We start from the raw sequence: 23,854 nt of genomic DNA on the forward strand, positions 1-23,854 counted from the left end.
CACGAGCTAAAGCTCATCGACATAAAGCGGCGCATGATCGCGGAAACCACGGCTCGCCTGCCATGGCTCTATATAGCCACTGCGGTCCTCGGCTTTTTTCTCTTGGGCTCCATTCTTTCTCTGAGCATTTTCTTCATCTTCATTTTCGGTTCCTTGTTCTCCGGCGCGCTCGCCAACATCGTTGGCCCCTTGGGCGCCCTCACGGCGCGCAAGCGGGCCTATCGCGAGCTGGCTGATATCAAGGAGCGGCTCTTTCCGAAGCTTCTAGGCCTGACACCTGAGGTGTCGCCCGTGCTTGTCGGCATATCCCATGTCGGCAAGGACGGCGTGCGGTTCACCGAAAGAAAGGTAAGTGTCGCGGCGCTTCGGGAAGAAGACATCGACGTGCGCGGTGCCATGGCTTTTGGATACTACAAATATCTCGCTTTCCTGTTCAGGACGCCTGCAGGAACTATCGATCTGAAGCATCCTGCAATCCGCCAGCAATACTGGTTGGCTGAGGCAAGGCGGCGCGGTCTCGGGCCGGATGCGCTGTCGCGTGCCGTCGCAGAGGTGGTCTGATCGCGCCGGCTTCCGGCATGGCCACCGGGTGGGTCAGGGCGTTGCATGGGTGCCCGGCCAGTCCGGCCGGCGCGCGCCCCACAGCGTCAGGAAGCCGCCGTCTCCCCGGGCCGTCTCAAGCTGGCGCACTGGCACGCCGGCCGCCTTCGCCAGCGCGTCCGCGGCGTCTCTCATAAGCTTTGTGTAGCTGCTGGTCTTCGGGATCGGCCGGTCTTCGCCCAGAAGGATCACGCCCCCATCCTTGAGCCGCACACCGTAGACGCGGTTGATGGTCGTCAGCCCCAGGCTGGAAGTGACTTCCTCGCGCCATTCGATCTGCCGGATGGCGGCAAAGCTCACCGTCTCCGCCACGGCTAGGGCCGGGCCGAACAGCAAACGTCCGGGCGGCAGAAGCAGCGCTGCCTGCGCGTCGCCGAGCAGCATCCGCCAGCGCCACCGCATCAGGCAGTCCCGCAGGATGATGTTGCCCAGCAGCAAGAACAGGAGGGCGGCCCCGCCGAGCGCCAGCGCTGCCGCTCCTTCGCCGCTGAGCAGGAGGACAGTTGCCGCCCACGCCATGCCCACCAGCATCAGCCAGATCAGTGCCGTGGCAAGGGCAATGCCCAGCCGGTCGGCCAGGCTGAAGCGGAAGTCTGTCCTGGAAGGGGAAGAGTGCATGGCGCCGCCCGGGTGTGTTACCTCTACAGGCGTCACAATCGCCGCAAACAGGTCAATTCCCCCGAACGAGGGGGCGGGCAAACGGAACACTTACTCCCGTGTCTGTTCTGCGCGGGCGACAATATCCGCGCACGGCGCATCCGAGGCTTCGCCCAGTTCGATGAAGGGCAGGGCGGCGAGGCCACCGGTAATACTGCCGAGCACGGCCGCCGCCCCGATCTGCAGAACCGTTTCCGGGCCGAGAGCAGACAGCTCCGGCGACCGGAACGTGCCCCCCACCTTAACGTCCACTGCAAGCGTCGCGAAGGACGGATCCTTGGAGTCAGACTGAACGCTGAGATCGATGGTTTCATTGCCGAGATTTACGTCCCCCGTCACCACCACCAGCCGCTTCTCGGTATCAAAGAGAACGGGATCGGCCCGCCCGACACCCTCCTGAAGCGCGAGGGAGGCGACCGCGCAGCTTGTCGGCGCATAGGTCTGCTCGCCTTCGTTTTCGTCCAGCAGCGCAAGCGTGTTGGGAATGTCGAGCGCGGAGGCCTCGGCCACCAGCGCCAGCAACTGCGCGTTCTGCGACCAGAGTGAGACCCGTCCGTCCAGGGTGGCCGCCGTATCACGGAAGCCATCGCCGCGCCCCTCCAGCTTGAACTCCCCATAGGCGGTGCCGCGCACATAGGGATCGGCGGCAAGATTGTTGAACGGCACGCCGGTAAGCTCGCCCTCGGCGGTCGTCATGGCCGGCGATTGCGACCCGTCCAGCGTCACATAGGCGGCCAGCTGCCCTTCGGCGAAACTCAGCTCCAGAACCGGCGCGCGCACCACCCGGCCTTCGATCTCGAATTCGAGCTTCAGGCCCCGGATATCAAAGATCGCATCGCTCACCTCATCGGCTGCGAAACGGATCGTGCCATCAACGGCATCCAACCGCGTGAAATCGATGGTTGCGTCGGGGATCAGCCGCCCGCTGGCGTCGAGTGCGGCGCGGGCTTCGGCCTGTTCTTCATTGGCGGTTTCATCTGCCCCCACGCCGATCGGGATGCCGAAGAGGATGCCCAGATCGTCAAAGTCGAGATTGGCTGAGCGCAGGTCCGCCTCGATCACCGGGGTGTCCTGGCCCGTGCGTATGGTCAGTGGCCCGGCAAGGTCGCTATCCCCGATCCTCGTGTCCGGCTGGAAATCGATGGTCCAGAGGTTCCGCTCAATTCGGATGTCGGCCACCGCGTCATAAGGCGGCGTGTTCGGCGCAGCAAAGCCGGCCACCCAGGCGAAATCGGCAAAATTCTCGCCGCGCAGGCGCAACTGGCCAGCCAGAGCGTTCAGGGTGGAGGCCTCGGCGCTGCCCGCAAACTCCAGTTCCGAGCGCCCACCAGCCGCTTTCAGCTGCACAGAGCCCGCGCGAAGGGAGCCGGACGCCTCACTGATGCTGATCACGTTGGTTTCGCCGCGGCGGGTATAACGCACGTCAATATCAGTCAGCGCCACTTCGTCGATCAGCCGCCGCACCTGCGGGATCGTGATGCCTTCATCCCGGTCCTGTCCCCGCTCCACCGCAATGAACCCGTCGCGTGCCTCGGCGCGGGAAATCCATGCCACACCAGGCAGAAACCCCAAGAAATTCAGCCGCACGGATCCCGAAGAAATCTCGGCCCGGTCCGCCTCAAGTCCCTGAAAAACAACCGTGTTCAGCGACGAAAATCTTGTATGGGCGCGGCTCACGGAGGCCCCGTCAGGTCCGGCAACGCCCAGGGCCATATTGGTCACCGGCGTGCCGATGGGCGGAAAGGTCATCAATGCCAGCAGCAGCACCAGCGCCCCTATCAGGGTAACGATCACGGAAAACGCAACGGTAACGGCGCGGGGGAGCTTGAGGTCCGGCATTCTTACCTAACGCATCACATACAATCGGGTTCACAAAATGCAGTCCGGCCTGCCCATTATGTCAGGGCCTGCTATATGTTCCTGATGAGTTCCAATCCGAATCGTCTTTCGATCAGCCAGATGGCCGCCGCCCGTCCGCCTGCCGCAGCGGGGGAGGGCGCCGCCTATCTCAAGGGGCTGAACCCGGAGCAGCGCGAGGCTGTGCTGCACACCGATGGCCCGCTGCTCGTGCTCGCAGGCGCGGGCACCGGCAAGACCCGCGTGCTGACCACGCGCCTCGCCCATATCATCGCCACCCGGCTTGCCTTTCCCTCTCAGACACTGACGGTGACCTTCACCAACAAGGCCGCCCGCGAAATGCGCGAGCGGGCGCTGCACCTCCTGGGAGACGCCGGCGAGGGGCTGAGATGGCTCGGAACGTTCCACTCCATCTCCGCCCAGATACTGCGCAAACATGCCGAGCTCGTGGGTCTCAAATCCAGCTTCACCATCCTCGATACCGACGATCAGATCCGCCTCTGCAAACAGATCGTCCAGGCCGAAAACCTTGACCCCAAGCGCTGGACACCGCGCTATCTCGCCGGCCTCATCGATGGCTGGAAAAACCGCGCGCTGACACCGGACCGTGTGCCGCCGGAAGAGGCGGAGCTCTTCGGCAATGGCAAGGCGATCAAATGCTACGAGATCTACCAGGCGCGCCTGAAAGTGCTGAACGCCTGCGATTTCGGCGACCTGCTCATCCACAATATCACGATCTTCCAGGAAAATCCGGACATCCTGCGGGAATACCACCAGCGCTTCCGTTACATTCTGGTCGACGAGTATCAGGATACCAACGTCGCCCAGTATCTCTGGCTGCGCCTCTTGGCGCAGGGCTCCCGCAACATCTGCTGCGTGGGCGATGACGACCAGTCCATCTATGGCTGGCGCGGGGCGGAGGTGGATAACATCCTGCGCTTCGAGAAGGATTTTCCCGGCGCCAAGGTGGTCCGGCTGGAACGCAACTACCGCTCCACCCGGCATATCCTGGCCGCCGCCTCCAGCATCATCGCCCATAACAAGGGCCGCCTCGGCAAGGCGCTCTATGTCGGCAATGACAGCGCAGTGAACGAGGACGCCGACGCGCCCAAGGTCAAGGTGCGCGGCCTCTGGGACGGCGAGGCGGAAAGCCGCCTGATCGCGGATGACATTGAAAGCTGGGTCCGCTCGGGCGGCAAGCATGATGACTGCGCCGTGCTGGTGCGCGCCTCCTGGCAGATGCGCGCCTTCGAGGAACGCTTCATCCTTCTGGGCATCCCTTACCGCGTGATCGGCGGCCCGCGCTTCTTCGAGCGCGCCGAGATCCGGGACGCGCTCGCCTATCTGCGCCTCATCCGCTCACCAGACGACGACCTTGCCTTCGAGCGCGTCGTGAACGAACCCAAGCGCGGGGTGGGGGACGCCAGCCTCGCCAAGCTGCAATCCTATGCCCGCGCCGATGGCCGCAGCCTTTTCGTGCTGACGCCCATGGTCCTGCAGACTGACGAGATCAAAGGCGCCGCCAAACGCGGCCTCACCCAGTTCATCGACCAGATCAACATGTGGCGCGGCAAGCTCGCCGGCGGCATGCCCCATACCGAACTCGCCGAGATGATCCTGGAAGAGTCCGGCTATACCGACATGCTGCAGAAAGACCGCAGCCCGCAGGCGCAGGGAAGGCTCGATAACCTCAAGGAACTCGTCCGCGCCATGGGCGAGTTCGACTCGCTCGCAGGCTTTCTCGAACACATCGAACTGGTGATGGATGCCGCCGCCGGCGGCAGCGGCGAAGACCAGGTGCAGATCCTCACCCTCCATGGCGCCAAGGGCCTCGAATGGCCGATGGTGTTCCTGCCCGGCTGGGAGGAAGAGGTCTTCCCCTCCCGCCGCAGCCTGGATGAAAGCGGTCTCAAGGGCCTCGAGGAAGAGCGCCGCCTCGCTTATGTCGGCATCACGCGCGCCCGGCAGCGCTGCTACATCTCCTTCGTCGCCAACCGGCAGATCTATGGCCGCTGGCAGGCCGTCATGCCCAGCCGGTTCATTGACGAGCTGCCGCCCGAACATGTCGATGCCGTCTCCGAAACCGGCTATTCCGGTCTCCCGGCAGGCTCAGATGCCTTCACCGGCACGATCGAGGATCTGGGCGAACGCTCCGATTATCAGAGCCCCGGCTGGAAACGCCTGAAGGAAAACGCCGGCAAACCCACAGGCACGCCCCCCCGCGACGCCGCCGGGCTCACTGCCACGGCGTCGGGCACCTCCGGCTTCATCACCGGCGCCCGCGTCTTCCATGACAAGTTCGGCTATGGCCGAGTTGCTTTCACCGAGGGTAACAAGCTGACGGTGGATTTCGACAAGACCGGCCGCAAGAAGGTGATCGCCACCTTCGTTACCAAGGCCTGATCTCAAGCCGGGGAGGTTTGCAGCGCCGGGAGGCTGAAGCCGGAGCCCGGTTCAGGGGCAGGGGGCGTCCGGCGAACACTCGCATTACGGCTGGGAGAGGGGTTGAAGCGTGGTGCGCTTGCCTTCTCCGGCGCTGCAGGATCACCTTCCCACATGCCAGGCAAACGCCATCCGAACGAACCGTTCATCTTCCGCTCAGGCTCACGAGACCTCCTCCGCCGGGAGGCCAAAGGTTAACAAAATTCCGCAAACTGTTTACATTTAGTGTACGCTGCGTTCCATGCCTGCTGCGCAGGCAACGGCCAAGGCAGCGCTCACGGCCTTTGGAATCAGTGCATCCCCAATATAAGAACGGTTCGTTCCGATTATGTGATGAGCGGACCTTGCTTTAAAGCGGCGTTAACGGCACATGATGTATGGGGCTGATATCAGGAATGCGCGCGTTGTCGGACGGAACGATCCGGACCGTTTCAGAAAGAGCTTGAGAACAGCATGATCGGTAGCCTCCTCGGCCTGTTGTCCACAGACATGGCCATTGACCTCGGGACCGCAAACACACTCGTCTATGTGAAGGGTCAGGGCGTTCAGCTCGATGAGCCCTCCGTCGTCGCCTACATGACGCAGGGCGGCCGCAAGATCGTCTATGCGGTCGGCGAGCAGGCGAAAAACATGCTCGGCAAGACACCTGTTAACATGGAGGCGATCCGCCCCATGCGCGACGGGGTGATTGCAGACTTCGAAGTCGCCGAGGAAATGATCAAGCACTTCATCCGGAAGGTTCATAACCGCCGGGCGTTCGTGTCGCCCCTCATCATCATCTGCGTGCCCAGCTCCGCCACCAGCGTTGAGCGCCGCGCCATCCACCAGTCCGCGCTCGCCGCCGGCGCCCGCCATGTCGAGCTGATCGAGGAACCGATGGCCGCTGCCATCGGCGCCGGCCTGCCGATCGACGATCCGGCGGGCTCGATGGTCGTCGATATCGGCGGCGGCACCTCGGAAGTTGCGGTCCTCTCCCTTGGCGGCATCGTCTATTCGCGCTCGGTGCGCGTCGGCGGTGACAAGATGGACCAGGCCATCGTCAACTATCTGCGCCGCGAGCAGAAAATCCTCATCGGCGAAATGTCGGCCGAGCGGATCAAGAAAGAGATCGGCACCGCCATGCCGCCGGAAAACGGCACCGGCATGGCCCTCACCGTTCGTGGCCGCGGCACGCTGGACGGCGTTCCGAAGGAAACCGAGATCACCGAAGCGATGATCGCCGAAGCGCTGAAAGAGCCCGTCACCGACATTGTGGACGCTGTGAAGATCGCGCTCGAAGCCATGCCACCCGAACTCGCCGCTGACATTGTGGACCGGGGCATCGTGCTGACCGGCGGGGGCGCGCTCCTGCGCAATCTCGACGCGGTGATCCGCAACCAGGCCCAATTGCCTGTGATGATCGCGGACGATCCGCTGAAATGTGTGGTCAATGGCTGTGGCCATGTCCTCGAAAATTATTCAAAAATGAAAAGCGTCCTCTGCCCGGAAGTCTGAGTCGCGGGCAGCGCGGACGGCGAGGGAGCCAGAATAGATGGCGCGCTTCGGACCATCAGGTCAGAAAACTGCGGCTCGCGGGGCGCGCCGGCTGACGCTTGGCGTGCTGATGGCGGCCGCGTTTGCGCTGGTGCTCGCCCAGACCGCGCCGCAGATTTCCGCCTTCTTCGTCCCCGCCCGCACCACGGTCAGCGACCGGCTGCGCGCGCCCAGCGAGATCAGCCTCTGGGCCCGCATCACCGGCCAGGCCGAGCGCGAGCGCCGCATCCGCGAGCTTGAAAACGAAGTCCGCGATCTCGCCCGCTACAAGGCCGCCGCCATCTCCATGGCTGATCGCCTCGAAGCCTATGAGCGCATCCTCAACCTGATGGGCGAGCCCCCGGAGAAGGGGGTCACCGCGCGGGTGACCACCGAAGTCGACGGGCCGTTCTCCCAGACGCTGCTGGCCAATGCCGGGCGCCTTCAGGGGGTTGAGCCGGGCGCGGTGGCTGTCAATGAAGGCGGGCTGGTCGGCCGCGTCGTGCATCTGGGCGAGCGGTCCTCGCGCATCCTGCTGATCAGCGATTACTCCAGCCGCCTGCCGGTGCTGGGCGAGGTCTCCGGCGTACGCGCCATCATGTATGGCCAGGACCGGGAAGGCGGCCGCCTCAGCGACCTGCCCGAAGACGCCGATTTCGTGGAAGGCGAGCGCATCCTCACCTCCGGGGATGGCGGCGCCTATCCGCGCGGACTGGTGGTCGGCTCGGCCCGCAAGGATACCAGTGGCTGGCGTGTCCGCCTCGCCATGCGTGATCATGGCGGCACCTATGTCCGCATGATCCAGCCGCCGGTCATCCTGGCGCCCATCACCGAAGCGCCGCCGCCGCAGGAAACGCCTGCAGAGCCCTCCGCGCAGACCGCCCCGGCGCGCGCCCCGCAAACCCAGCCGGCGCCCGCGCCGCAGCCTGAGCCCTCCGCCGCTGCCAGCCCGCCGGATGACGGCGCCGCCCAGGCCGCGCCTCCCGAGGCCAGCCCCACACCCGGGGGGCAATAGACATGGCCAGCGGAAAGCTCAGACGGCGGAAGAAGTCCCTGTGGAGCCAGACAGCGCCAAGTGCCCGGCTCGCCTTCGGCGCTTTCTTCATCGTGCTGACCGGCGCCATCGGCATGCTGCCGCGTGAAATTTTCGGCATTGCCATTGCCTGGCCCTTTGCTGCCCTTTGGGGCGCGATGGGCTGGGGCAAGGTGGGGCTCGCCATTCGCCCGATGATCCTCTTGCTGCTGTTCGGCCTGATGCAGGACATCGTATCCAACGCGCCGCTGGGATGCTTTGCGGTCATCAATCTGGCCGTGTACGGACTGAGCGCGGGCTTTACGCAGCAGACAGACGGCATGCGCGATGCCTTCGTGGCGGTGCTGGGCCCCGTGGTCATGCTGCTCGTGGCGCTGGTGCTGATCTGGATATTCGCCAGCGTCACAAGCGATCATCTTGTGCGTTCCACGCCGATCCTGGCTTCCATCATCACGACAGGGCTTGTGTATCTCGTGGGATATCGCATGTTCGATCTCGGGCGCAGGCCAGGTGAACCACCGGGGCAGACGACATGAGCCGCAAGAGCAAGAATGCCGATGAGATGTTCGACCGCCGCATGTTCATGGCGGCCGGGGTCGGAGGAATTGTCTGGGCCACGCTGGTGGGCCGCCTGTTCCAGCTGCAGTTCCTGGAGGCAGAGCGCTATCAGGATCTGGCCGAGGCCAACCATGTGAAACTGGTGATGGCCCCGCCCGAGCGTGGCCAGATCCTCGACCGGTTCGGGCGCCCCCTCGCGTCCCAGCGCCAGGCAGGCCGCGTCTCCGTCATTCCCGAGCAGATGAGCGATCCCGAAACGGTCCTCAATCGCATTTCCAACCTGATTGACCTGCCCGATGCCCGCCGCGAAAGGCTGGTCGAGGAAATCCGCAACGCCCGCCGCCGCAACGCAGCCTTCCTGCCGGTGATTGTTGCGCAGGAGCTGACCTTCGAGGAATTTTCCCGCATGCAGGTGCATGCCGTGGAGATGGCGGGTGTCGACGTGCAGATGGCGTCCACCCGGTCCTATCCGCGCGGGCGCGATTTCGGCCATGTGCTGGGCTATGTTGCCCGCGCCAGCGCCGAGGATCTTGAGCGGATGACAGACGGCCTCGTGCCCGAAGACCGGCGCATCTATCAGGAAATGTTCCGCCATCCGGACATGCGCACCGGCCGCCAGGGCATGGAACGCTTTGCCGAAGACTGGCTGCGGGGCCGCCCCGGTCGCCGCCGCGTCGTGGCCAACGCTCATGGCCGCCCGCTCTGGGAACTGGAGCAGGATCCCAAACAGGCCGCTGTTCCGGGTAAGGATCTTTACATCACCATCGATGCCGAGCTTCAGCGCACGGCAATTGACCGGTTCGAGGGCGAAAGCGGCGCAGCCGTGGTGATCGACATCGAGAATGGCGATGTCCTCGCCATGGTTTCCACACCCGCCTTTGATCCCAACAGCTTCGTCAACGGCATTTCCGGCGCCGATTATGCCGTGTTGCGGGATGATCCGCGTTCGCCGCTCTATCCGCGCGCCCATGGCGGGGTCTATCCGCCGGGGTCGACCTTCAAGATGGTCGTGGCCACCGCCGCCCTCGAAGCCGGTGTGATCAAGCCGGAAGAACGTATCCGCTGCTCCGGCCATTACCGGTTCGGCAACCGCACCTGGCACTGCTGGAAGCGGGGCGGGCACGGCGCCATGAACATGCACGACGCCATCAAACAGTCGTGCGACGTGTATTTCTACGAAATCGCGCGGCGCGCGGGCGTGGAAAAGATCGCCGAAGTCTCCCGCAAGTTCGGCTTCGGCCACACCTGGGTGCTCGGCATGACCGGCGCGCGGGGCGGCCTTGTGCCCGATCCTGCCTGGAAACAGAAGGCACGGGGTGAGCCCTGGTTTGAAGGCGAAACGCTGAACTTCGGTATCGGTCAGGGGCAGCTCGGCACCACGCCGCTGCAGCTTGCCCTGATGACGGCCCGGATCGCGGCCACCGGCGCACCGATACGTCCCCGGATGATCGGCCTTGGCCCCAATGATGAAGATGATGCCCTGCTGGACGAGCCGCTCGATCCGGCTGTCATGGAGCGGATGAAGGCGGGCATGTATGGCGTCACCTCCGAAGGCGGCGGCACGGCCACGCGCTCGGGGGATCTTGGCCTTGGCGGGCCGCGCCTCGCAGGCAAGACGGGCACGGCGCAGGTGCGGCGCATCACGGCTGCAGAACGCGCAAGCGGGGTCGTGCGGGGCGGCGACGCCATCGCGCGCGAGCTGCGCGACCATGCCCTGTTCGTGGCCTATGCCCCGGCGGACAATCCCAAATACGCGATCTCCGTCATCGTCGAACATGGCGAGGGCGGCTCGCGCACGGCGGCCCCTGTGGCGCGCGATATCCTCGCCGCCGCCATCCGGATGAATAGCGGGCGCACTCCTACCTATGCCCAGCGCGCCTCCACCACGCCGGAACCGGAGCCGGGTGACCCTGCATGAGCCGTGACGGTTTCACCGGTTTTACCAGGGGCGAAGCGCGCGTGCGCACGGCCGCCTCAACCCTGCAGTTCGCAGAGCTTGGCCCCTTCAGCAAGCTGGCGCGGATGCCCTGGGGCATTGTCCTTCTGATTTTCGGCGTCGGCCTTGTCGGCGTCGCCATGCTGTTTTCGGTTGGCTGGGATCCTGTCGTCCAGGCCCCCTCGGCCAAGGAGGCGGGCCTCTGGCGTGAGCAGCTGACGCGCCTCTCCATCGGCGGGGTACTGATGGTTCTCCTGGCGCTCTTGCCGCTCGGCGTCTGGGCGCGGCTCTCCTGGCTCGCCTATCTCGGCGTTGTCGTGCTGCTGGTGCTGGTCGATTTCTTCGGCATCATGGGCGGGGGCGCGGCGCGCTGGCTCAAGGTCGGGCCGATCGTGCTGCAGCCATCAGAGCCGGCAAAGCTCGCCGTCACCCTGGCGGTCGCCAGCTATTACCAGCGCATGATGCCGCTCAACGGGCGCAGCCTGCCGCTCTGGGTGCATCTGGGCGCCCTCGCCATCATCCTCATTCCCGCCGCGCTGGTCTTCAAACAGCCCAACCTCTCCACCGCCCTGGCGCTGACAGCCTCCGGCATGATGATCGTCTTCTTCGCCGGCATTGGTTACCGCTATGTGGTCAGCGCCATCCTCGCCGGGATCGCTGCCGTCCCCGCCATCTACGCCTTCGTGCTGGAGCCCTATCAGCGCCAGCGCGTCGATACGCTGATCGCCGGCATCACCGGCCAGACCACAAACGGCCTCGGCGAAAGCTACCAGATTGAGCAGGCCAAGATCGCCATCGGGGCAGGCGGGATCAGCGGCAGGGGATATCTGCAGGGCATCCAGTCCCAGCAGGAATATGTGCCCGAACAGCATACAGACTTCATCCTCACCGTGATCGCCGAAGAGTTCGGCTTCATCGGCACGGTGGGCCTGCTCACGGTCTTTGCCTTCCTGTTTGTCTGGTCCTTCCGGGTCGCGGCGCGCAATCGCAGCTGGTTTGGCCGCCTCGCCACCATCGGGGCCACCTCCACCATCGCCTTTTTCACCATCTTCAACAGCGGCATGGTTCTGGGCCTGTTGCCGGTGCTGGGTATGCCCCTGCCGCTCATCTCTTATGGCGGCACGGCGCTGATCACGGTCATGGCCTGTTTCGGCCTGATCCTGTCGGCCCATCTTCACCGGGATGAGAAGATGACCACCCACGGCCCCATTTGACCCCCTGATGCGCCAATTGCGTTGATTTCTCACCGCTTGACGCTACGGTCCCGCCAAACATTTCCACGGGGAGCGGGATTCATGGCAGATATTGGCCGCAAGTCAGACACTTTCAGCTCGCGATTCGGCTTCATCATGGCTTCGGTCGGATCTGCCGTCGGGCTGGGGAACTTCTGGCGGTTTCCCTATACGGCCGGCGAGAATGGCGGCGGCGCCTTCATTCTCATCTATATCCTCTGCGTCCTGCTCATCGCGCTGCCGCTGCTGATGGCGGAATATTCGATGGGCCGGAAGTCCGGCATGTCGGCCATTGAGGGCGTCCAGTCGCTCGCCCGCGCCGAAAGCCGCAGCCAGAACTGGGGCCTCGTCACCTGGATCGGCTCGCTGACGGCCTTCTTTATCCTCAGCTTCTATGTCGTCATTTCTGCCTGGCTTCTGGCCTATCTGATCCAGGCCATCGGCGGAGATCTGCACGGCACCACAGCGGCCGAATCGGGCCAGAATTTCGCCAACACCATCGGGCAGGGCGAAGATCCCATGCCCTCCAAATGGTACATCCTCGCTCTTCTGGGCGTCTTCCTGGCCGCCAACGTCTTCATCGTCGGGCGCGGGGTGAAGGGCGGCATCGAACGGGCCGCCACCATCCTGATGCCGGCCTTCTTCGTCATGCTCATTGTCGTCGTCGGCTTTGCCGTCGCCACCGGCGATACTGCCCGCACGGTCGCCTTCATCTTCGAGCCCAAATGGGAAGATGTCGGCTTCAAGACTTTCCTCGCCGCCCTCGGCCAGGCCTTCTTCTCCATCGGTGTCGGCGTCGGCCTGATGATCACCTATGGCGCCTATCTCGACCGCGAGACCAACATTCCGAAATCCTCCGCCATCGTGGCTGGCTCGGATACGTTCGTCTCGCTGATCGCGGGCTTTGCCATTTTCCCGATCGTCTTTGCCGCTGGCCTGCCTGAGAATGCCGGCCCCAGCCTCTTCTTCGTCTCCATGCCGGTGGCGTTCGAGGCAATCCCCGGCGGGGCAATCTTCGCCATCGTCTTCTTCGCCCTTGCCCTCTTTGCCGCCTTCACCTCGTCCATCTCGCTGATGGAAGTGTCGGTGTCGTGGCTTGAGGAACGCCAGGGCGTCACCCGTTTCGGCGCGGCCATCGGCGTCGGCTTCGTCCTCTTCATGGTCGGCGCGGCCTACGTCTTCTCGCTGGAATATCTCGACTTCATGGACTTCATGACCGAGGGCCTGCTGCTGCCGCTCGGCGGACTTCTGGCGGCGATCTTCGCGGGCTGGATTCTCAGCCGCGACATGCTCACCTCGGAACTGGGGGAGGGCACGATCATGAACCTCTGGCGCTTCCTGATGCGCTGGTTCGTGCCGCCCTTCATCGGCCTCGTCCTGATCTTCGGCTTCCTCGACAAGATCCAGGACCAGTACCACGTCCAGCTCCCCGGCGCGCTCGAGCTGCTCCTCGGCCCGAACTACGATCTGACGCTGCAGGAGTAGGCACGTCGCGCATTGAGACACGGAGTGACGGCGGGAAATCCACCGGTCATTGCCATTCGGGCGCGGCGAATTCATAAAAAGCGAGTGGCAGTCTCAGCTGCCACATCAGCTTTTGGCCGCGCCGCTTCAACAATGACTACGCTTTCTGAAGACCAGAACCTCAGGGTCATAGACTATGTGTGCACGGCCTCTTCCGGCGATGCGCCGTTCGAGGAAGTGCACGAGCGGTATTCGCTGTCTTTTGTCCGCCGGGGGAGTTTCGGTTGCCAGGCCCGGGGACAGCGCCACGAGCTTTTTGCGGGCGGGTTCTTTGTAGGCGCGCCCGGCGACGTGTTTGCCTGCACTCATGATCACCATCATGGCGGGGACGAATGCTTGTCCTTCCAGTTCTCGGCCGCGCTCGCAGAGGAAATCGGCGGCGACCGGGCAGTATGGAGCCGGGTTTCGGTGCCCCCCATCTCTGCGCTCAGCACACTTGGCGCGCTGGCGCAGGCGACAGCGGCCCGCACCACCGATTTGTCGCTGGCCGAGACGGGCATGCTGCTCGCCGCCCGCTTCGTCGATGTTATGCGCGGCGATGCGCGGGCCCGTCTTTCCCCGTCCAGCCTTGACCGGGTCCGCGTCATCAGGGCGACGGAGTGGATAGAGGCCAATCACGAAGGCCAACTCAGCCTGGACGCCGCCGCACAGCAGGCGGGGCTCAGCCCGTTTCATTTCCTGCGCATCTTCTCGAAGGTCGTGGGCGCAACGCCCAACCAGTTCTGGGTGAGCTGCCGGCTGCGTCATGCGGCAGAGATGCTCCTTGGCACGGATCAGTCTGTAACAGAGATCGCGCTCAGTGCCGGTTTCGGAGACCTCTCCAATTTTCAGCGATCCTTCAAGCGTGCGGCCGGCGTAACGCCCGGCGCATTCCGAAGGATGTCCGAAGGCGACCGCAAGATTCTCCAAGTCTGGCAGGCAGCGTCAGCGCTAGGGTGAGCCCTTCTGAAAGGGAGTGCTCATGTTTGATCATATTGGCCTGAAGGTCAGGGATATTGGTGCAAGTGTCAGGTTCTATTCTGCAGCCCTCGCTCCGCTGGGCGTGGAAATCTGTGCGCAGGACGCGTCCAGCGCGGGTCTCGGCCCACCCGGCAAACCCTGTCTGTGGCTTTCGGCAGGCCCAGGTCAAAGCGCGGCCCATATCGCCCTGAAGAGCGCCAGCCGCGACGCCGTCAGCGCGTTTTACAAGGCCGGGCTCGACGCCGGTGGCCGCGATAATGGCGCGCCCGGCCTGAGGCCAGACTATGGCTCCGGCTATTTCGCGGCCTTCCTCATCGATCCGGACGGCAACAATGTCGAAGCCGTATGTATGGGGGAGGGTCGCTGATGGCTTCGGTTCACCTGGATATCGGGATTAACGCGCCGGCTGATGCCGTCTGGTCCGCGCTGGCTTCAACTGGAGAGGCGCACAAGATCTTTGCGCCCGTCCTGTCCGGTTGCCGGCTGGAGTCGGCCGATGTGCGCATCGCAACTTTTGCCAACGGTATGGTCGTCAAGGAACGGATCATTGACGTCGATGCAGACCGCATGCGGATCGCCTATGCCGTGATTGAGAGCGCGTTTGTCCATCACAACGCGTCGATGCAGGTCGTGGCGGCAGATGATGGCACCTGCCGCTTCGTGTGGACGGCCGACCTGTTACCGCACGCCGCCATCGATGACGTCGGCCCCTTGATGAGGGCAGGGGCGCTTGCCCTGAAACAGAATATGGAAAGCGCCCTCTGATCTGTGGGCCGCTGGAACTCGCCCTTCAGCCCCTAAGCCTTCGTTCGCGCGCTCAGCTTGTCCGCAAAATCATCGGTCGCCTGCACCAGGCGGTCGATGATGCCGGGCTCCATGGAGGAATGCCCGGCATCGGGCACCACATGCAGCTGCGCCGCCGGCCAGGCCTTGGTCAGCTCCCAGGCGGTTGAGAGCGGGGTGACCACATCATACCGGCCATGCACGATCACGCCGGGCACCCGGCCGAGCTTCAGCCTCGCCTGTTCCAGCAGCCAGCCATCCTTCTCGAAGAAGCCGCCATTGACGAAATAATGGCATTCGATCCGGGCAAAGGCGTCAACGAAATCATCCTCATTGAAGCGCGGTGGCGTCGTCAGCGGGCCCTTGATTGAGAGGGTATGGCCCTCCCATTGTGCCCAGGCGCGGGCCGCATCGATCCGGGCGCGCGGGTCGCTGCCCGTCAGCCGCTTATGGAACGCATGCAGAAGATCGCCCCGTTCCTCATGCGGGATGGGGGCGACATAAATATCGTAAGCATCCGGGAACAGACGGCTCGCCCCGGACTGGTAGAACCAGTCGATCTCGGCCTTGGTCACCAGGAAAATCCCGCGCAGCACGAGGCCCAGCACGCGGCTGGTGTGCGTCACCGCGTAGGCCAGCGCCAGGGTTGAGCCCCAGGAGCCGCCAAATACCAGCCAGTTTGACACCCCCACATGTTCGCGCAGCGCCTCGATATCGGCCACCAGATCCCAGGTCGTGTTCTCCCGAAGCTCCGAATGCGGCGTCGAGCGGCCACATCCGCGCTGGTCGAACAGGAAGATGCGGTAGCGGTCCGGATCGAAGAAGCGGCGCATTTCCGGGCTGGAGCCCCCGCCGGGCCCGCCATGCAGGGCGACCACGGGAATGCCCTTCGGATTCCCTGATTCTTCCCAGTAGATTTCATGCAGATCCGAGACGCGAAGCCGTCCGGAGGCATGAGGTTCATGCCGGTGATACAATATACGGCGAGACTGGCGTCTGTTCATGCGCTCTTCACTTATGGTCTGCCACAATGACGCTCGTGACTGGACTTATCTTATTCACACCCATAGTGTTAACAACACTTGGGGAAACTGGCTTTTGGCGGTTGGCGAATTGATGCGTATCGTTCTTGTTTGTGTATCCCTAGGGTTTCTGGCGGGATGCGCAACTGTTTCGGTTGTGCCCGGCGAAACCACGGTTGAAACCGCATTAACCAAGAGCCAGTCGCAGCTGCGCAAATCATCCGATGCCTATTGCGACCATCTTGCCGCCAAGGGCTGGGCAGAGCCCGACAAGGGCCTGGCCGGCTTTGCAGACCTGCTGATCCGGGGACGGAGCGCTTCGGAGCAGATGCCCCCGGCCTATGCGTCCGATATCGGGGCAGGGACGCGTGCCCCGGTTCTGGTGCTCGCCAAGATTTCCGCTGACAGCGAATCAGCCCGCAAGGGTCTGGAAGGCGTCACCCTGGAAGCGCGCGAAGTGCTCGACAATTCGCGCAGCGATGCCTCTAACCGCAATGATGTGATCGCCTATGAGCGCGCACTCGTCCGTGCGCAGATGGCCCACCGCAATTTCCGTGAGGCGCTGGACATTGTTTCGGCCCGCGCCGATCTGGATGTCAGCCCCATCGAGGCCGAGCTTGGAAATTTCTCCGATGCCATCGATGATGCCCGCCGCGTCGCCGATGATCTGGCCGAACGCTATACCGGCTCTTACGGCACAACGTCCTGAGCCGTGCGGGCGGCGCTCAGCCCGCCCAGCCCGATCATCACCCAGCCTGCCAGCAGACTGATCCCGCCTACCGGCGTGACAGCCCCCAGCCAGCGCGGCGCGTCCAGCGCCATGGCATAGAGCGTCCCGGCAAAGATCACCGCGCCTGCCACGATCATCCATCCGCCTGCGGCAATCTTGCCGCCCCGGCCGGATAGCCCGGCCGCCAGCGCCGCGCCCGCATGCGTCAGCCCGTAAAGCGTTGCGGTGTGCCACCACTCGGCGCCCTGCGCCGTCAGCCGGCCATCCAGCGCATGGGCGCCAAACGCGCCCAAGGCGACGGAGAGGAAACCAACAAGCGCCGCAGCAGGGATAAGCCGGTTCATCGCAAACCTTCGCACGGGATCAGGAACGGTCAGCCCTTCCGGGGAAGGGCATAGGTCACGATAGCGTGGCTCGCCGGCTTGTCAGCGTGCTCAATCCGCACATCCACCTCAATGATCGCCAGCGCCTGGCCAATCTTCATCAGCTTGCCTTCGGCAATCACCACCTTGCCGATGCAGGGGCGCAGGAAATTGATGTTGAGATTGCTGGTCACGGTCATCGGCTCCAGGCCCGTCACCGTCATGATCGCCATATAGGCGGCGGTGTCGCACAGGCTCATCTGCGTCGGGCCGGAGATATAGCCGCCCGGACGCAGATGCGTCTCGTCCGCTTCCAGCCGGATCACGGCTCGGCCCGTCTCCATCACCAGCACCTGGTTCTGGTGCCCGCGGCCCGGAAACGCCTGGCTCAGAAATGCGTTGGCCTCTTCGGCGGTGAACTTTGTCATGGGCCCCTCCCGTCGCGGCACCGCTTGATCCGCGCGCGCCGCCTTGCAAACCTACCCGCTGAGACCCACCCGCCAAGAGGTCACCCAGAGGAAGGAACGCCCCATGCTGACTGCCGGAGACGAATACCCCATCCACCAGACGCCGGAGCCGGTGGCCTTCTCGGGCTCGGACCGCAACTTCTATGACCGGTATTTCTTCAACGGCTACAGCGCCGATGGCAAAACCTTCTTCGCCGCCGCCATGGGCGTCTACCCGCATCTCAATGTCATCGATGGCGCCGTCTCCGTGCTGCGCGATGGCAAGCAATCCTCGGTCTTCTTCTCCCGCCCGCTCAACATGGAGCGGATGGACACCTATGTCGGCGGCCTCTCGGTCACCGTGCTGGAGCCGCTGAAACGTATCCGCCTGAAGCTGGAAGAGACCGAAGGCATCGCGCTGGATGTCGAGTTCACCGGCCGCGCTTTCCCGATCGAGGAGCCGCGCTTCACCCGCCGCATCGGCCCGCGCATGATGATGGACCTCACCCGCATGACGCAGAACGGCACATGGTCGGGCAAGCTGCGCATCGATGGCCAGGAAATCGCCGTCACGCCGGATAGCTTCACCGGCACGCGGGATCGCAGCTGGGGCGTGCGCCCCATCGGCGCGCCCGATCCCCAGCCGATGCACCCGCCCGTGCCGCCGCAATTCTACTGGATCTGGGTGCCGACAAACTTCCAGAACCTCTCGATGTTCTACCATGTGAACCATGACGAGCATGGCGAGCCCTGGAACACGCGCACCTCCATCGTCATGGATGGCGCGCCCCAGGGGGCAGGCATGCATATGGGCGACGTGAACATGGATGTGCGCTACGCCAAGGGCACCCGCCGCATGGCCTCGGCCACGCTCACCGCGAAGGATCATGAAGGCCGTCAGCATACGGTGGATTACGAGCCGATGGGCACCTTCCTGATGAAAGGCATCGGCTACAACCATGCCAAATACCGTCACGGCGTCTTCCATGGTGACCAGCTGATGACCGCGCGTGAGGACTATGACGTCGCCAAATCCCCCTGGCACGAGATCGAAAACCTGCACATCCAGGAAATCGTCCGGGCCACCCATAAGGGCCCCGATGGAAAATCCTCGGTCGGTGTCGCCGCCTATGAACAGCTCTTCCTCGGCAAGCACGCGCCCAGCGGCTTCAAGGATATTCTCGACGGCGCTGCCTGAGGCTCAGGCGCTCTGATCTGACGGCGCGTGGGCCGGGGCAGGGCGCCTCGGCCCCAGAGCCTCGCGCAGATCGGCCAGTGCTTCGGGCGCTACCATCGCGTCCAGGCGCTCTGCGGCCGTTGCCGCATCAAACTCGAACGTCACCACCAGCCCGTCGCGCCCGGCAGCATGGCCGCCCATCGCCCGGAACAGCGCGCGCGCCGCATTGTTTTCCGCCAGCGTATCGGCGGCAAAGCGCGTAATGCCCGCGTCAATGGCGTCATGCACCACTGCCGCCATAAGCAGCCGGGCAAGCCCCTTGCCATGGTGGGCGTCCAGCACTCCCATCGCCAGATCGGCCACATCGCTGCCATCCCGGCGGATCGCGCGCACCACGCCCATCAGCGGCGCCCCCGCCGTCTCCAGGTCCAGCGCGCCCCAGGCAATGTGATGATAGCCATCTACATTGACCAGCTGGTCAATCACGGCCTCCGGCACAGTTTTGGCCCCGGTAAAGAAGCGCAGATACCGCGAATGATCGGAAAATCCGGCAATCAGCGCCACTTCACGGGCACGGTCACGCGGCCCGATGGGCCGCAGATACACCGCATCCCCGGATTTCAGGCGGGTCGAGAAGGTGTGCGTATTCATGAGGGGAATTTGTGCACTGCACAACGCCAATGGAAGGGCGTAAATGCACGTATGCGACGATATGGCTGCGTTGCAAAAACGGGGTGCCTTTTGCGCCGCAGCAGGGTAAAGCCCGCCGCATGCTTGAGATCAGGAACCTTGATTACCGGGTTGAGGCCCGCCCGCTGTTTGACGCGGCCTCCGCGCGGATCTCCGCCGGCTGGAAAGTCGGCCTCATCGGCCGCAATGGCACGGGCAAATCCACGCTCCTGCGCCTCATCCGCGAGGAAATCGCCGCCCCCGCCAAGGACAGTGCCATCCGCCTGCAGAACGGCGCCCGCCTCGGCTGGGTCGCCCAGGAGGTCGCCCCCACCGATCAGACCATCCTGGATGTCGTGCTGGAGGCAGATGCCGAACGCCACGCGCTGATGATGGAGGCCGAAACCGCCACCGATCCGGACCGGATCGGCGACATCCACGCCCGCCTTCTGGACATCGACGCCTGGTCTGCCGAGGCGCGCGCTTCGGAAATCCTGATGGGCCTTGGCTTCACCCATGCCGATCTCTCCCGCGCCACGCGCGAGTTTTCGGGCGGCTGGCGCATGCGCGCGGCCATCGCCGGCGCCCTCTTCGCCCAGCCAGACCTGCTGCTGCTGGACGAGCCGACCAACTATCTTGACCTGGAAGGCGCCGCCTGGCTCGAAGGCTATCTGCGCCGCTACCCCAACACCGTCCTGATCGTCTCCCACGACCGCGAAATGCTCAACCGCTCGGTCACCCACACGATGGCGCTGGAACACCGTAAGCTGACGATCACGCCGGGCGGATATGATGACTGGCTGAAGCTGCGCGCGGCAAAGCTTGCCCAGCTTGAAAGCCAGAAAACCAAGCAGGACAAGGACCGCGCCCACCTGCAATCCTTCGTCGACCGGTTCCGCGCCAAGGCGTCCAAGGCCCGTCAGGCCCAATCCCGCATCAAGATGCTGGAAAAGATGCAGGAGATTTCCATTCCCCTGGAAGAGCGCACCGCGCCCTTCAACTTTCCCGCTTCGGAAACCGTGCTCGCTCCGCCGCTGCTGGAGATCGAAGACGCCGATATGGGCTATGGTCCGCAGGCGGTCATTCTGCGCGGCGTGCGCCTGCGCATTGATCCGGATGACCGCGTCGCCATCATCGGCACCAACGGGCAGGGCAAGACCACGCTGGTCAAATCCATCGCCGAACGCCTGCCCCTCTTGGCCGGCAAGCGCCGGATGCCCAAGAAAGTCGAGATCGGCTACTTCTCGCAGGACCAGCTCGACGAGTTGACCATCGGGGATACCGTCCTCGAACACGTCATGCGCGCGCTGCCCGCAGACACGCCGGTCGCCAAACAGCGCTCGGTCGCCGCCCAGCTCGGCTTTTCCCATGAGAAGGTCGAAACCAAGGTCGAGAAGCTCTCGGGCGGCGAAAAAGTGCGTCTCATCCTTGGCCTCATCGGCCTGCAGAAACCGCAGATCCTGATCCTCGACGAGCCGACTTCCCACCTTGATATCGACAGCCGCGAAGCGCTGATCTACGCGCTCAACGATTTCGCCGGCGCCGTCCTGCTCATCACGCACGATGTCTATCTCGCCGAGGCCACCGCCGATCAACTGTGGCTCGTCAAAGCCGGCAAGGTCGCCCCGTATGACGGAGACCTCGCCGACTACCGCGTTCTGGTGATGAGTTCAGACCGCGAAAAAGCTGCCCCCGCCAAGGCTGCGGTCATCGAAGAGGCCCCCGCCGACAAGGCCGAGCAGCGCCGCCGCGCTTCCCAGGCCCGCGAAGCGGCCGCCCCGCTGAAGAAAAAGGCAGACGCCGCCGAAAAAGCCTTCGAGAAGGCAAACGCCCGTATAAAGATGATCGATGCCGAGCTTTCAAAAACCGGCCTCAGCCCGCAGAAGATGACCGAACTCTCCATCGAGCGCGGCAAACTCGAAGCCGAAGCCGCCAAAGCCGAAACCGAATGGCTGACCGCGCTGGACGCCTATGAAGCCGCCATGAAGGAAGCGGTGGGCTGACGCACAGCCCACCGGAAAAACCCTCAAACCGTGCGCTTGGCGCGGTCCTTGGCGTTGGTGGCTTCGATGGCTTCGCGGGCGGCGGACCATTGTTCGTCGCCCCAGGCCGTCAGCATGCTGAAATTGCCGCCCGAAGCGTTATACATCGCCCCGTCGATGGCAATCGTCTGGCCGTTCACATATTCGGCGCCCGGTGCCATCAGGAATACGGCAAGGTTCACCAGTTCGTGCATCTCGCCCACCCGGCCCATCGGATTGGCCACGCCCCGGTCCATCCGCTCGGCGCCCTCAGCGTCGGGTGAAAGGCGTTTCGACATGCCCTCGGTCGGGAAGGGGCCCGGCGCAATCGCGTTGAAGCGCAGCCCGTAATGGCCCCACTCCACCGCCAGGGATTGCGTCATCACATTGACGCCCGCCTTCGACATTGCCGAGGGCACCACAAACGGCCCGCCATTCCACACCCAGGTCGTCAGGATGGAGCAGACATTGCCGCGCCTCTTCTCGGCAATCCAGCGCTTGCCGATGTCATGCGTCATGTAGAAACTGCCGCGGAACACGATGTTCGAAATCGCGTCGAATCCGCGGATCGACAGATCCTCCGTACGCGAAATGAAATTGCCCGCCGCATTGTTGATCAGGCCGGTCAGCGGCCCATGCTTGGACCAGATCTCGTCATTCATCTCGGTGATCGCTTCGGCCACGCGAATGTCGCACGCATGGGGCACAACCTTGCCGCCATGCTTGTCCATCAATTCCTTCGCGGTCTCTTCCAGCACGCCGCCCCGGCGCCCGCAGATATGCACTTCGGCGCCGAGTTTCAGAAAGCCTTCGGCCATTTCCTTGCCAAGGCCGGTGCCGCCGCCGGTGACCAGGATGCGCTCATCCTTCATCAGCCCGTCGCGGAACATCAGTTTCGATACGTCCATTTCTGGTCCTCCCTCATATGTCCTTAACGAGCGTACAGGCGCCCTGATCCCGCCGCCAGCCGCTACGTCGCGGAAGCTGCCCCCTCATTTCCTCCAGGGCAGGCTGACGACGCGCCAGATCACCCAGACCGGCAGCACCACCAGCGCCCCGGCCAGCGCCGGCTGCCAGAAATTCGTGATCGCCCAGCCCAGCGCCGCAAAGGATTGCCGCAGGATCGCGCGCAGCGCTTCGGCCAGGTTGAAGTCCGGATTGCCGGGATCAAAATTCGCCGCCATCACGAAAAAACCGGTGAGGATACACAGCCCCAGCAGCTTCAGCGCCCCCCAGAGGCTGATGCCGAACAGGCGCTTCAGCAGCGGCCGCTTCTCGGGCGGCGCGGCAGGCGGGGGCGGCGGCGCTGCGGTCACCGGCTCGGGTTCCGGCGTGGCGGCGGGGCGCGGGGGATCAGACGGGTCCATCATGTTTCCAGTCTAATCCCGCCGCCCGTTTCCCGGAAGGGCGCCTTATTCTGCCGCCACCTTCTGAACCACAGTGCGGTGCGGATACGGAATGGAAATGCCTTCCCGGTCGAACGCCGCCTTCACCTTGTGTGTGATGTCGAGGCGCACCGGCCAGTAATCTGCCGAATTCACCCAGCTGCGCGAGGCAATGTCCACCGAACTGTCGCCCAGATTGACCACCCGCACAAATGGCTCAGGATCGCGCAGAACACGCGCGTCCGCGTCAATCACCGACTGGATGATGCGGATCGCCTTGTCCATGTCGTCGTCATAATCGATGCCAAAGGTGACATCCACGCGCCGCCGGTCGAAGCCGGAATAGTTCTTGATCACATCGTCGATGGCCTGGCTGTTGGGCACGATCACCTTGATATTGTCCGGGGTCGCCAGGATGGTCTGGAAGAGGGAAATATCCTTCACGGTTCCGGCCACGCCGGCCGCCTCGATATAGTCGCCCAGCTTGTAGGGGCGAAACACCATGATCATCACGCCCGAAGCGATATTGCCGAGCGCCCCTTGCATCGACAGGCCAATCGCCAGCGTCAGCGCGCCCAGCACCGCCACAAAGCTCGTGGCCTGCACCCCGAACACCTGCAGCGTGGCAATCCCGACCGCCGCAATGATCGCCCACTGAACCAGCGAGGCAAAGAAGTTCGACAGGGTCGCATCAATCTGCGGGTTGCGAACCGCCTGCTTTCGCACCAGACCGGCCAGCCAGCCTGCGATCCGCAGCCCCACGATCACCAGAACCAGGGCGCCTATCGCCCTCAATCCAAAGGGCAGCAGATAGGGGCCTAAATTCTCCCAGATGGCCTGGGGCGTCATTGTGTCTTCCATGTCAGTCTCCTTTTGAGGTGAGCCTGCTGTCATTGTTCAGCATACGGCTGTTCGGGCGGTGGGGTGTTCCTTTTCAGTCTGAAGGGG

General features: G+C 64.0%; 23 protein-coding genes. 14 read left to right on the forward strand and 9 right to left on the reverse strand.

Annotated features, from left to right (window positions below; translation table 11 throughout):
* Positions 1 to 33: 33 nt before the first annotated feature.
* Positions 34 to 561, forward strand: a complete 528-nt coding sequence (locus BBF93_RS02615) for a hypothetical protein (protein WP_162786374.1) — start codon at positions 34 to 36, stop codon at positions 559 to 561.
* Between the two features lie 33 nt (positions 562 to 594).
* Here BBF93_RS02615 and BBF93_RS02620 read toward each other — a convergent pair whose 3' ends face one another.
* Together BBF93_RS02620 and BBF93_RS02625 are read right to left on the reverse strand one after the other, a co-directional pair.
* Entirely contained in the window at positions 595 to 1,218 is a 624-nt protein-coding gene (locus tag BBF93_RS02620) for a hypothetical protein (protein WP_162786375.1), read from the reverse strand.
* Between the two features lie 90 nt (positions 1,219 to 1,308).
* Positions 1,309 to 3,096: an AsmA-like C-terminal region-containing protein gene (locus tag BBF93_RS02625; RefSeq protein WP_233349242.1), complete on the reverse strand. Its 1,788-nt coding sequence runs from the start codon at positions 3,094 to 3,096 to the stop codon at positions 1,309 to 1,311.
* A gap of 75 nt (positions 3,097 to 3,171) precedes the next feature.
* Between BBF93_RS02625 and BBF93_RS02630 the strand changes: the two genes are divergently transcribed.
* The 10 genes from BBF93_RS02630 to BBF93_RS02675 all read left to right on the forward strand — a co-directional run bounded on the left by BBF93_RS02630 (position 3,172) and on the right by BBF93_RS02675 (position 15,076).
* Positions 3,172 to 5,517: an ATP-dependent helicase gene (locus tag BBF93_RS02630; protein ID WP_035593122.1), complete on the forward strand. Its 2,346-nt coding sequence runs from the start codon at positions 3,172 to 3,174 to the stop codon at positions 5,515 to 5,517.
* Between the two features lie 492 nt (positions 5,518 to 6,009).
* A complete protein-coding gene (locus tag BBF93_RS02635; protein ID WP_035593124.1) occupies positions 6,010 to 7,050 on the forward strand; it encodes a rod shape-determining protein in 1,041 nt (346 codons plus the stop codon).
* Positions 7,051 to 7,087: 37 nt separating this feature from the next.
* Positions 7,088 to 8,083 carry a rod shape-determining protein MreC gene (locus BBF93_RS02640; protein ID WP_114104867.1) on the forward strand — a complete coding sequence of 332 codons (996 nt, stop codon included), beginning with the start codon at positions 7,088 to 7,090 and terminating at the stop codon, positions 8,081 to 8,083.
* Positions 8,084 to 8,085: 2 nt separating this feature from the next.
* Positions 8,086 to 8,637: a hypothetical protein gene (locus tag BBF93_RS02645; RefSeq protein WP_035593126.1), complete on the forward strand. Its 552-nt coding sequence runs from the start codon at positions 8,086 to 8,088 to the stop codon at positions 8,635 to 8,637.
* Positions 8,634 to 10,577 (forward strand): penicillin-binding protein 2, encoded by a 1,944-nt coding sequence (mrdA, locus tag BBF93_RS02650; RefSeq protein WP_035593128.1) that lies wholly within the window; start codon positions 8,634 to 8,636, stop codon positions 10,575 to 10,577. The genes BBF93_RS02645 and mrdA overlap by 4 nt, the downstream gene beginning before the upstream one ends.
* A complete protein-coding gene (gene rodA, locus BBF93_RS02655) occupies positions 10,574 to 11,809 on the forward strand; it encodes a rod shape-determining protein RodA (protein ID WP_233349243.1) in 1,236 nt (411 codons plus the stop codon). The genes mrdA and rodA overlap by 4 nt, the downstream gene beginning before the upstream one ends.
* An 81-nt stretch (positions 11,810 to 11,890) precedes the next feature.
* Positions 11,891 to 13,312 carry a sodium-dependent transporter gene (locus BBF93_RS02660; RefSeq protein ID WP_114104868.1) on the forward strand — a complete coding sequence of 474 codons (1,422 nt, stop codon included), beginning with the start codon at positions 11,891 to 11,893 and terminating at the stop codon, positions 13,310 to 13,312.
* Between the two features lie 132 nt (positions 13,313 to 13,444).
* Entirely contained in the window at positions 13,445 to 14,290 is an 846-nt protein-coding gene (locus BBF93_RS02665) for a helix-turn-helix domain-containing protein (protein ID WP_035593133.1), read from the forward strand.
* Between the two features lie 22 nt (positions 14,291 to 14,312).
* Positions 14,313 to 14,678, forward strand: coding sequence for a VOC family protein (locus BBF93_RS02670; protein WP_035593135.1), 366 nt, complete (start codon positions 14,313 to 14,315; stop codon positions 14,676 to 14,678).
* Positions 14,678 to 15,076: an SRPBCC family protein gene (locus tag BBF93_RS02675; RefSeq protein WP_035593136.1), complete on the forward strand. Its 399-nt coding sequence runs from the start codon at positions 14,678 to 14,680 to the stop codon at positions 15,074 to 15,076. The genes BBF93_RS02670 and BBF93_RS02675 overlap by 1 nt, the downstream gene beginning before the upstream one ends.
* Before the next feature lie 32 nt (positions 15,077 to 15,108).
* Here BBF93_RS02675 and pip read toward each other — a convergent pair whose 3' ends face one another.
* Entirely contained in the window at positions 15,109 to 16,098 is a 990-nt protein-coding gene (pip, locus tag BBF93_RS02680) for a prolyl aminopeptidase (protein ID WP_035593138.1), read from the reverse strand.
* A gap of 112 nt (positions 16,099 to 16,210) precedes the next feature.
* Here pip and BBF93_RS02685 point away from each other — a divergent pair, with 112 nt between their 5' ends.
* Entirely contained in the window at positions 16,211 to 16,825 is a 615-nt protein-coding gene (locus tag BBF93_RS02685; RefSeq protein ID WP_162786376.1) for a hypothetical protein, read from the forward strand.
* Here the strand turns inward: BBF93_RS02685 and BBF93_RS02690 are convergent.
* Both BBF93_RS02690 and BBF93_RS02695 read right to left on the reverse strand, forming a co-directional pair.
* Positions 16,807 to 17,190 (reverse strand): DUF423 domain-containing protein, encoded by a 384-nt coding sequence (locus BBF93_RS02690; RefSeq protein ID WP_035593143.1) that lies wholly within the window; start codon positions 17,188 to 17,190, stop codon positions 16,807 to 16,809. The genes BBF93_RS02685 and BBF93_RS02690 overlap by 19 nt on opposite strands.
* A gap of 29 nt (positions 17,191 to 17,219) precedes the next feature.
* Positions 17,220 to 17,636: a PaaI family thioesterase gene (locus BBF93_RS02695; RefSeq protein ID WP_114104870.1), complete on the reverse strand. Its 417-nt coding sequence runs from the start codon at positions 17,634 to 17,636 to the stop codon at positions 17,220 to 17,222.
* 103 nt (positions 17,637 to 17,739) lie between these two features.
* Between BBF93_RS02695 and BBF93_RS02700 the strand changes: the two genes are divergently transcribed.
* Positions 17,740 to 18,852: a hypothetical protein gene (locus BBF93_RS02700; protein WP_114104871.1), complete on the forward strand. Its 1,113-nt coding sequence runs from the start codon at positions 17,740 to 17,742 to the stop codon at positions 18,850 to 18,852.
* A 3-nt stretch (positions 18,853 to 18,855) separates the two neighbouring features.
* Here the strand turns inward: BBF93_RS02700 and BBF93_RS02705 are convergent, their stop codons facing one another.
* Complete coding sequence (locus tag BBF93_RS02705) at positions 18,856 to 19,482, reverse strand: GNAT family N-acetyltransferase (protein ID WP_114104872.1); 627 nt, start codon at positions 19,480 to 19,482, stop codon at positions 18,856 to 18,858.
* A 119-nt stretch (positions 19,483 to 19,601) separates the two neighbouring features.
* Here BBF93_RS02705 and BBF93_RS02710 point away from each other — a divergent pair, with 119 nt between their 5' ends.
* Positions 19,602 to 21,503, forward strand: a complete 1,902-nt coding sequence (locus tag BBF93_RS02710; RefSeq protein ID WP_114104873.1) for an ABC-F family ATP-binding cassette domain-containing protein — start codon at positions 19,602 to 19,604, stop codon at positions 21,501 to 21,503.
* 23 nt (positions 21,504 to 21,526) lie between these two features.
* Here the strand turns inward: BBF93_RS02710 and BBF93_RS02715 are convergent, their stop codons facing one another.
* From BBF93_RS02715 to BBF93_RS02725, 3 genes are all read right to left on the reverse strand, one after another.
* Positions 21,527 to 22,429 (reverse strand): SDR family oxidoreductase, encoded by a 903-nt coding sequence (locus tag BBF93_RS02715; protein WP_035593150.1) that lies wholly within the window; start codon positions 22,427 to 22,429, stop codon positions 21,527 to 21,529.
* A gap of 84 nt (positions 22,430 to 22,513) precedes the next feature.
* Complete coding sequence (locus BBF93_RS02720; protein ID WP_114104874.1) at positions 22,514 to 22,891, reverse strand: hypothetical protein; 378 nt, start codon at positions 22,889 to 22,891, stop codon at positions 22,514 to 22,516.
* Positions 22,892 to 22,933: 42 nt separating this feature from the next.
* Entirely contained in the window at positions 22,934 to 23,767 is an 834-nt protein-coding gene (locus BBF93_RS02725) for a mechanosensitive ion channel family protein (protein WP_035593152.1), read from the reverse strand.
* Positions 23,768 to 23,854: the final 87 nt, after the last annotated feature.

The sequence above is a fragment of the Hyphomonas sp. CACIAM 19H1 genome, from assembly GCF_003325995.1.
Taxonomy (GTDB): Bacteria; Pseudomonadota; Alphaproteobacteria; order Caulobacterales; family Hyphomonadaceae; genus Hyphomonas; species Hyphomonas polymorpha.

Coding starts and splice junctions, on each gene's coding strand:
- BBF93_RS02645 (WP_035593126.1), top strand. CDS start 8,086: ATGGCCAGCGGAAAGCTCAGACGGCGGAAGAAGTCCCTGTGGAGCCAG.
- BBF93_RS02665 (WP_035593133.1), top strand. CDS start 13,445: ATGACTACGCTTTCTGAAGACCAGAACCTCAGGGTCATAGACTATGTG.
- BBF93_RS02700 (WP_114104871.1), top strand. CDS start 17,740: ATGCTGACTGCCGGAGACGAATACCCCATCCACCAGACGCCGGAGCCG.
- BBF93_RS02625 (WP_233349242.1), bottom strand. CDS start 3,096: ATGCCGGACCTCAAGCTCCCCCGCGCCGTTACCGTTGCGTTTTCCGTG.
- BBF93_RS02640 (WP_114104867.1), top strand. CDS start 7,088: ATGGCGCGCTTCGGACCATCAGGTCAGAAAACTGCGGCTCGCGGGGCG.
- BBF93_RS02675 (WP_035593136.1), top strand. CDS start 14,678: ATGGCTTCGGTTCACCTGGATATCGGGATTAACGCGCCGGCTGATGCC.
- BBF93_RS02690 (WP_035593143.1), bottom strand. CDS start 17,190: ATGAACCGGCTTATCCCTGCTGCGGCGCTTGTTGGTTTCCTCTCCGTC.
- BBF93_RS02695 (WP_114104870.1), bottom strand. CDS start 17,636: ATGACAAAGTTCACCGCCGAAGAGGCCAACGCATTTCTGAGCCAGGCG.
- BBF93_RS02630 (WP_035593122.1), top strand. CDS start 3,172: ATGTTCCTGATGAGTTCCAATCCGAATCGTCTTTCGATCAGCCAGATG.
- BBF93_RS02615 (WP_162786374.1), top strand. CDS start 34: ATGATCGCGGAAACCACGGCTCGCCTGCCATGGCTCTATATAGCCACT.
- mrdA (WP_035593128.1), top strand. CDS start 8,634: ATGAGCCGCAAGAGCAAGAATGCCGATGAGATGTTCGACCGCCGCATG.
- BBF93_RS02670 (WP_035593135.1), top strand. CDS start 14,313: ATGTTTGATCATATTGGCCTGAAGGTCAGGGATATTGGTGCAAGTGTC.
- pip (WP_035593138.1), bottom strand. CDS start 16,098: ATGAACAGACGCCAGTCTCGCCGTATATTGTATCACCGGCATGAACCT.
- BBF93_RS02705 (WP_114104872.1), bottom strand. CDS start 19,482: ATGAATACGCACACCTTCTCGACCCGCCTGAAATCCGGGGATGCGGTG.
- BBF93_RS02715 (WP_035593150.1), bottom strand. CDS start 22,429: ATGGACGTATCGAAACTGATGTTCCGCGACGGGCTGATGAAGGATGAG.
- rodA (WP_233349243.1), top strand. CDS start 10,574: ATGAGCCGTGACGGTTTCACCGGTTTTACCAGGGGCGAAGCGCGCGTG.
- BBF93_RS02725 (WP_035593152.1), bottom strand. CDS start 23,767: ATGGAAGACACAATGACGCCCCAGGCCATCTGGGAGAATTTAGGCCCC.
- BBF93_RS02685 (WP_162786376.1), top strand. CDS start 16,211: ATGCGTATCGTTCTTGTTTGTGTATCCCTAGGGTTTCTGGCGGGATGC.
- BBF93_RS02710 (WP_114104873.1), top strand. CDS start 19,602: ATGCTTGAGATCAGGAACCTTGATTACCGGGTTGAGGCCCGCCCGCTG.
- BBF93_RS02620 (WP_162786375.1), bottom strand. CDS start 1,218: ATGCACTCTTCCCCTTCCAGGACAGACTTCCGCTTCAGCCTGGCCGAC.
- BBF93_RS02720 (WP_114104874.1), bottom strand. CDS start 22,891: ATGATGGACCCGTCTGATCCCCCGCGCCCCGCCGCCACGCCGGAACCC.
- BBF93_RS02660 (WP_114104868.1), top strand. CDS start 11,891: ATGGCAGATATTGGCCGCAAGTCAGACACTTTCAGCTCGCGATTCGGC.
- BBF93_RS02635 (WP_035593124.1), top strand. CDS start 6,010: ATGATCGGTAGCCTCCTCGGCCTGTTGTCCACAGACATGGCCATTGAC.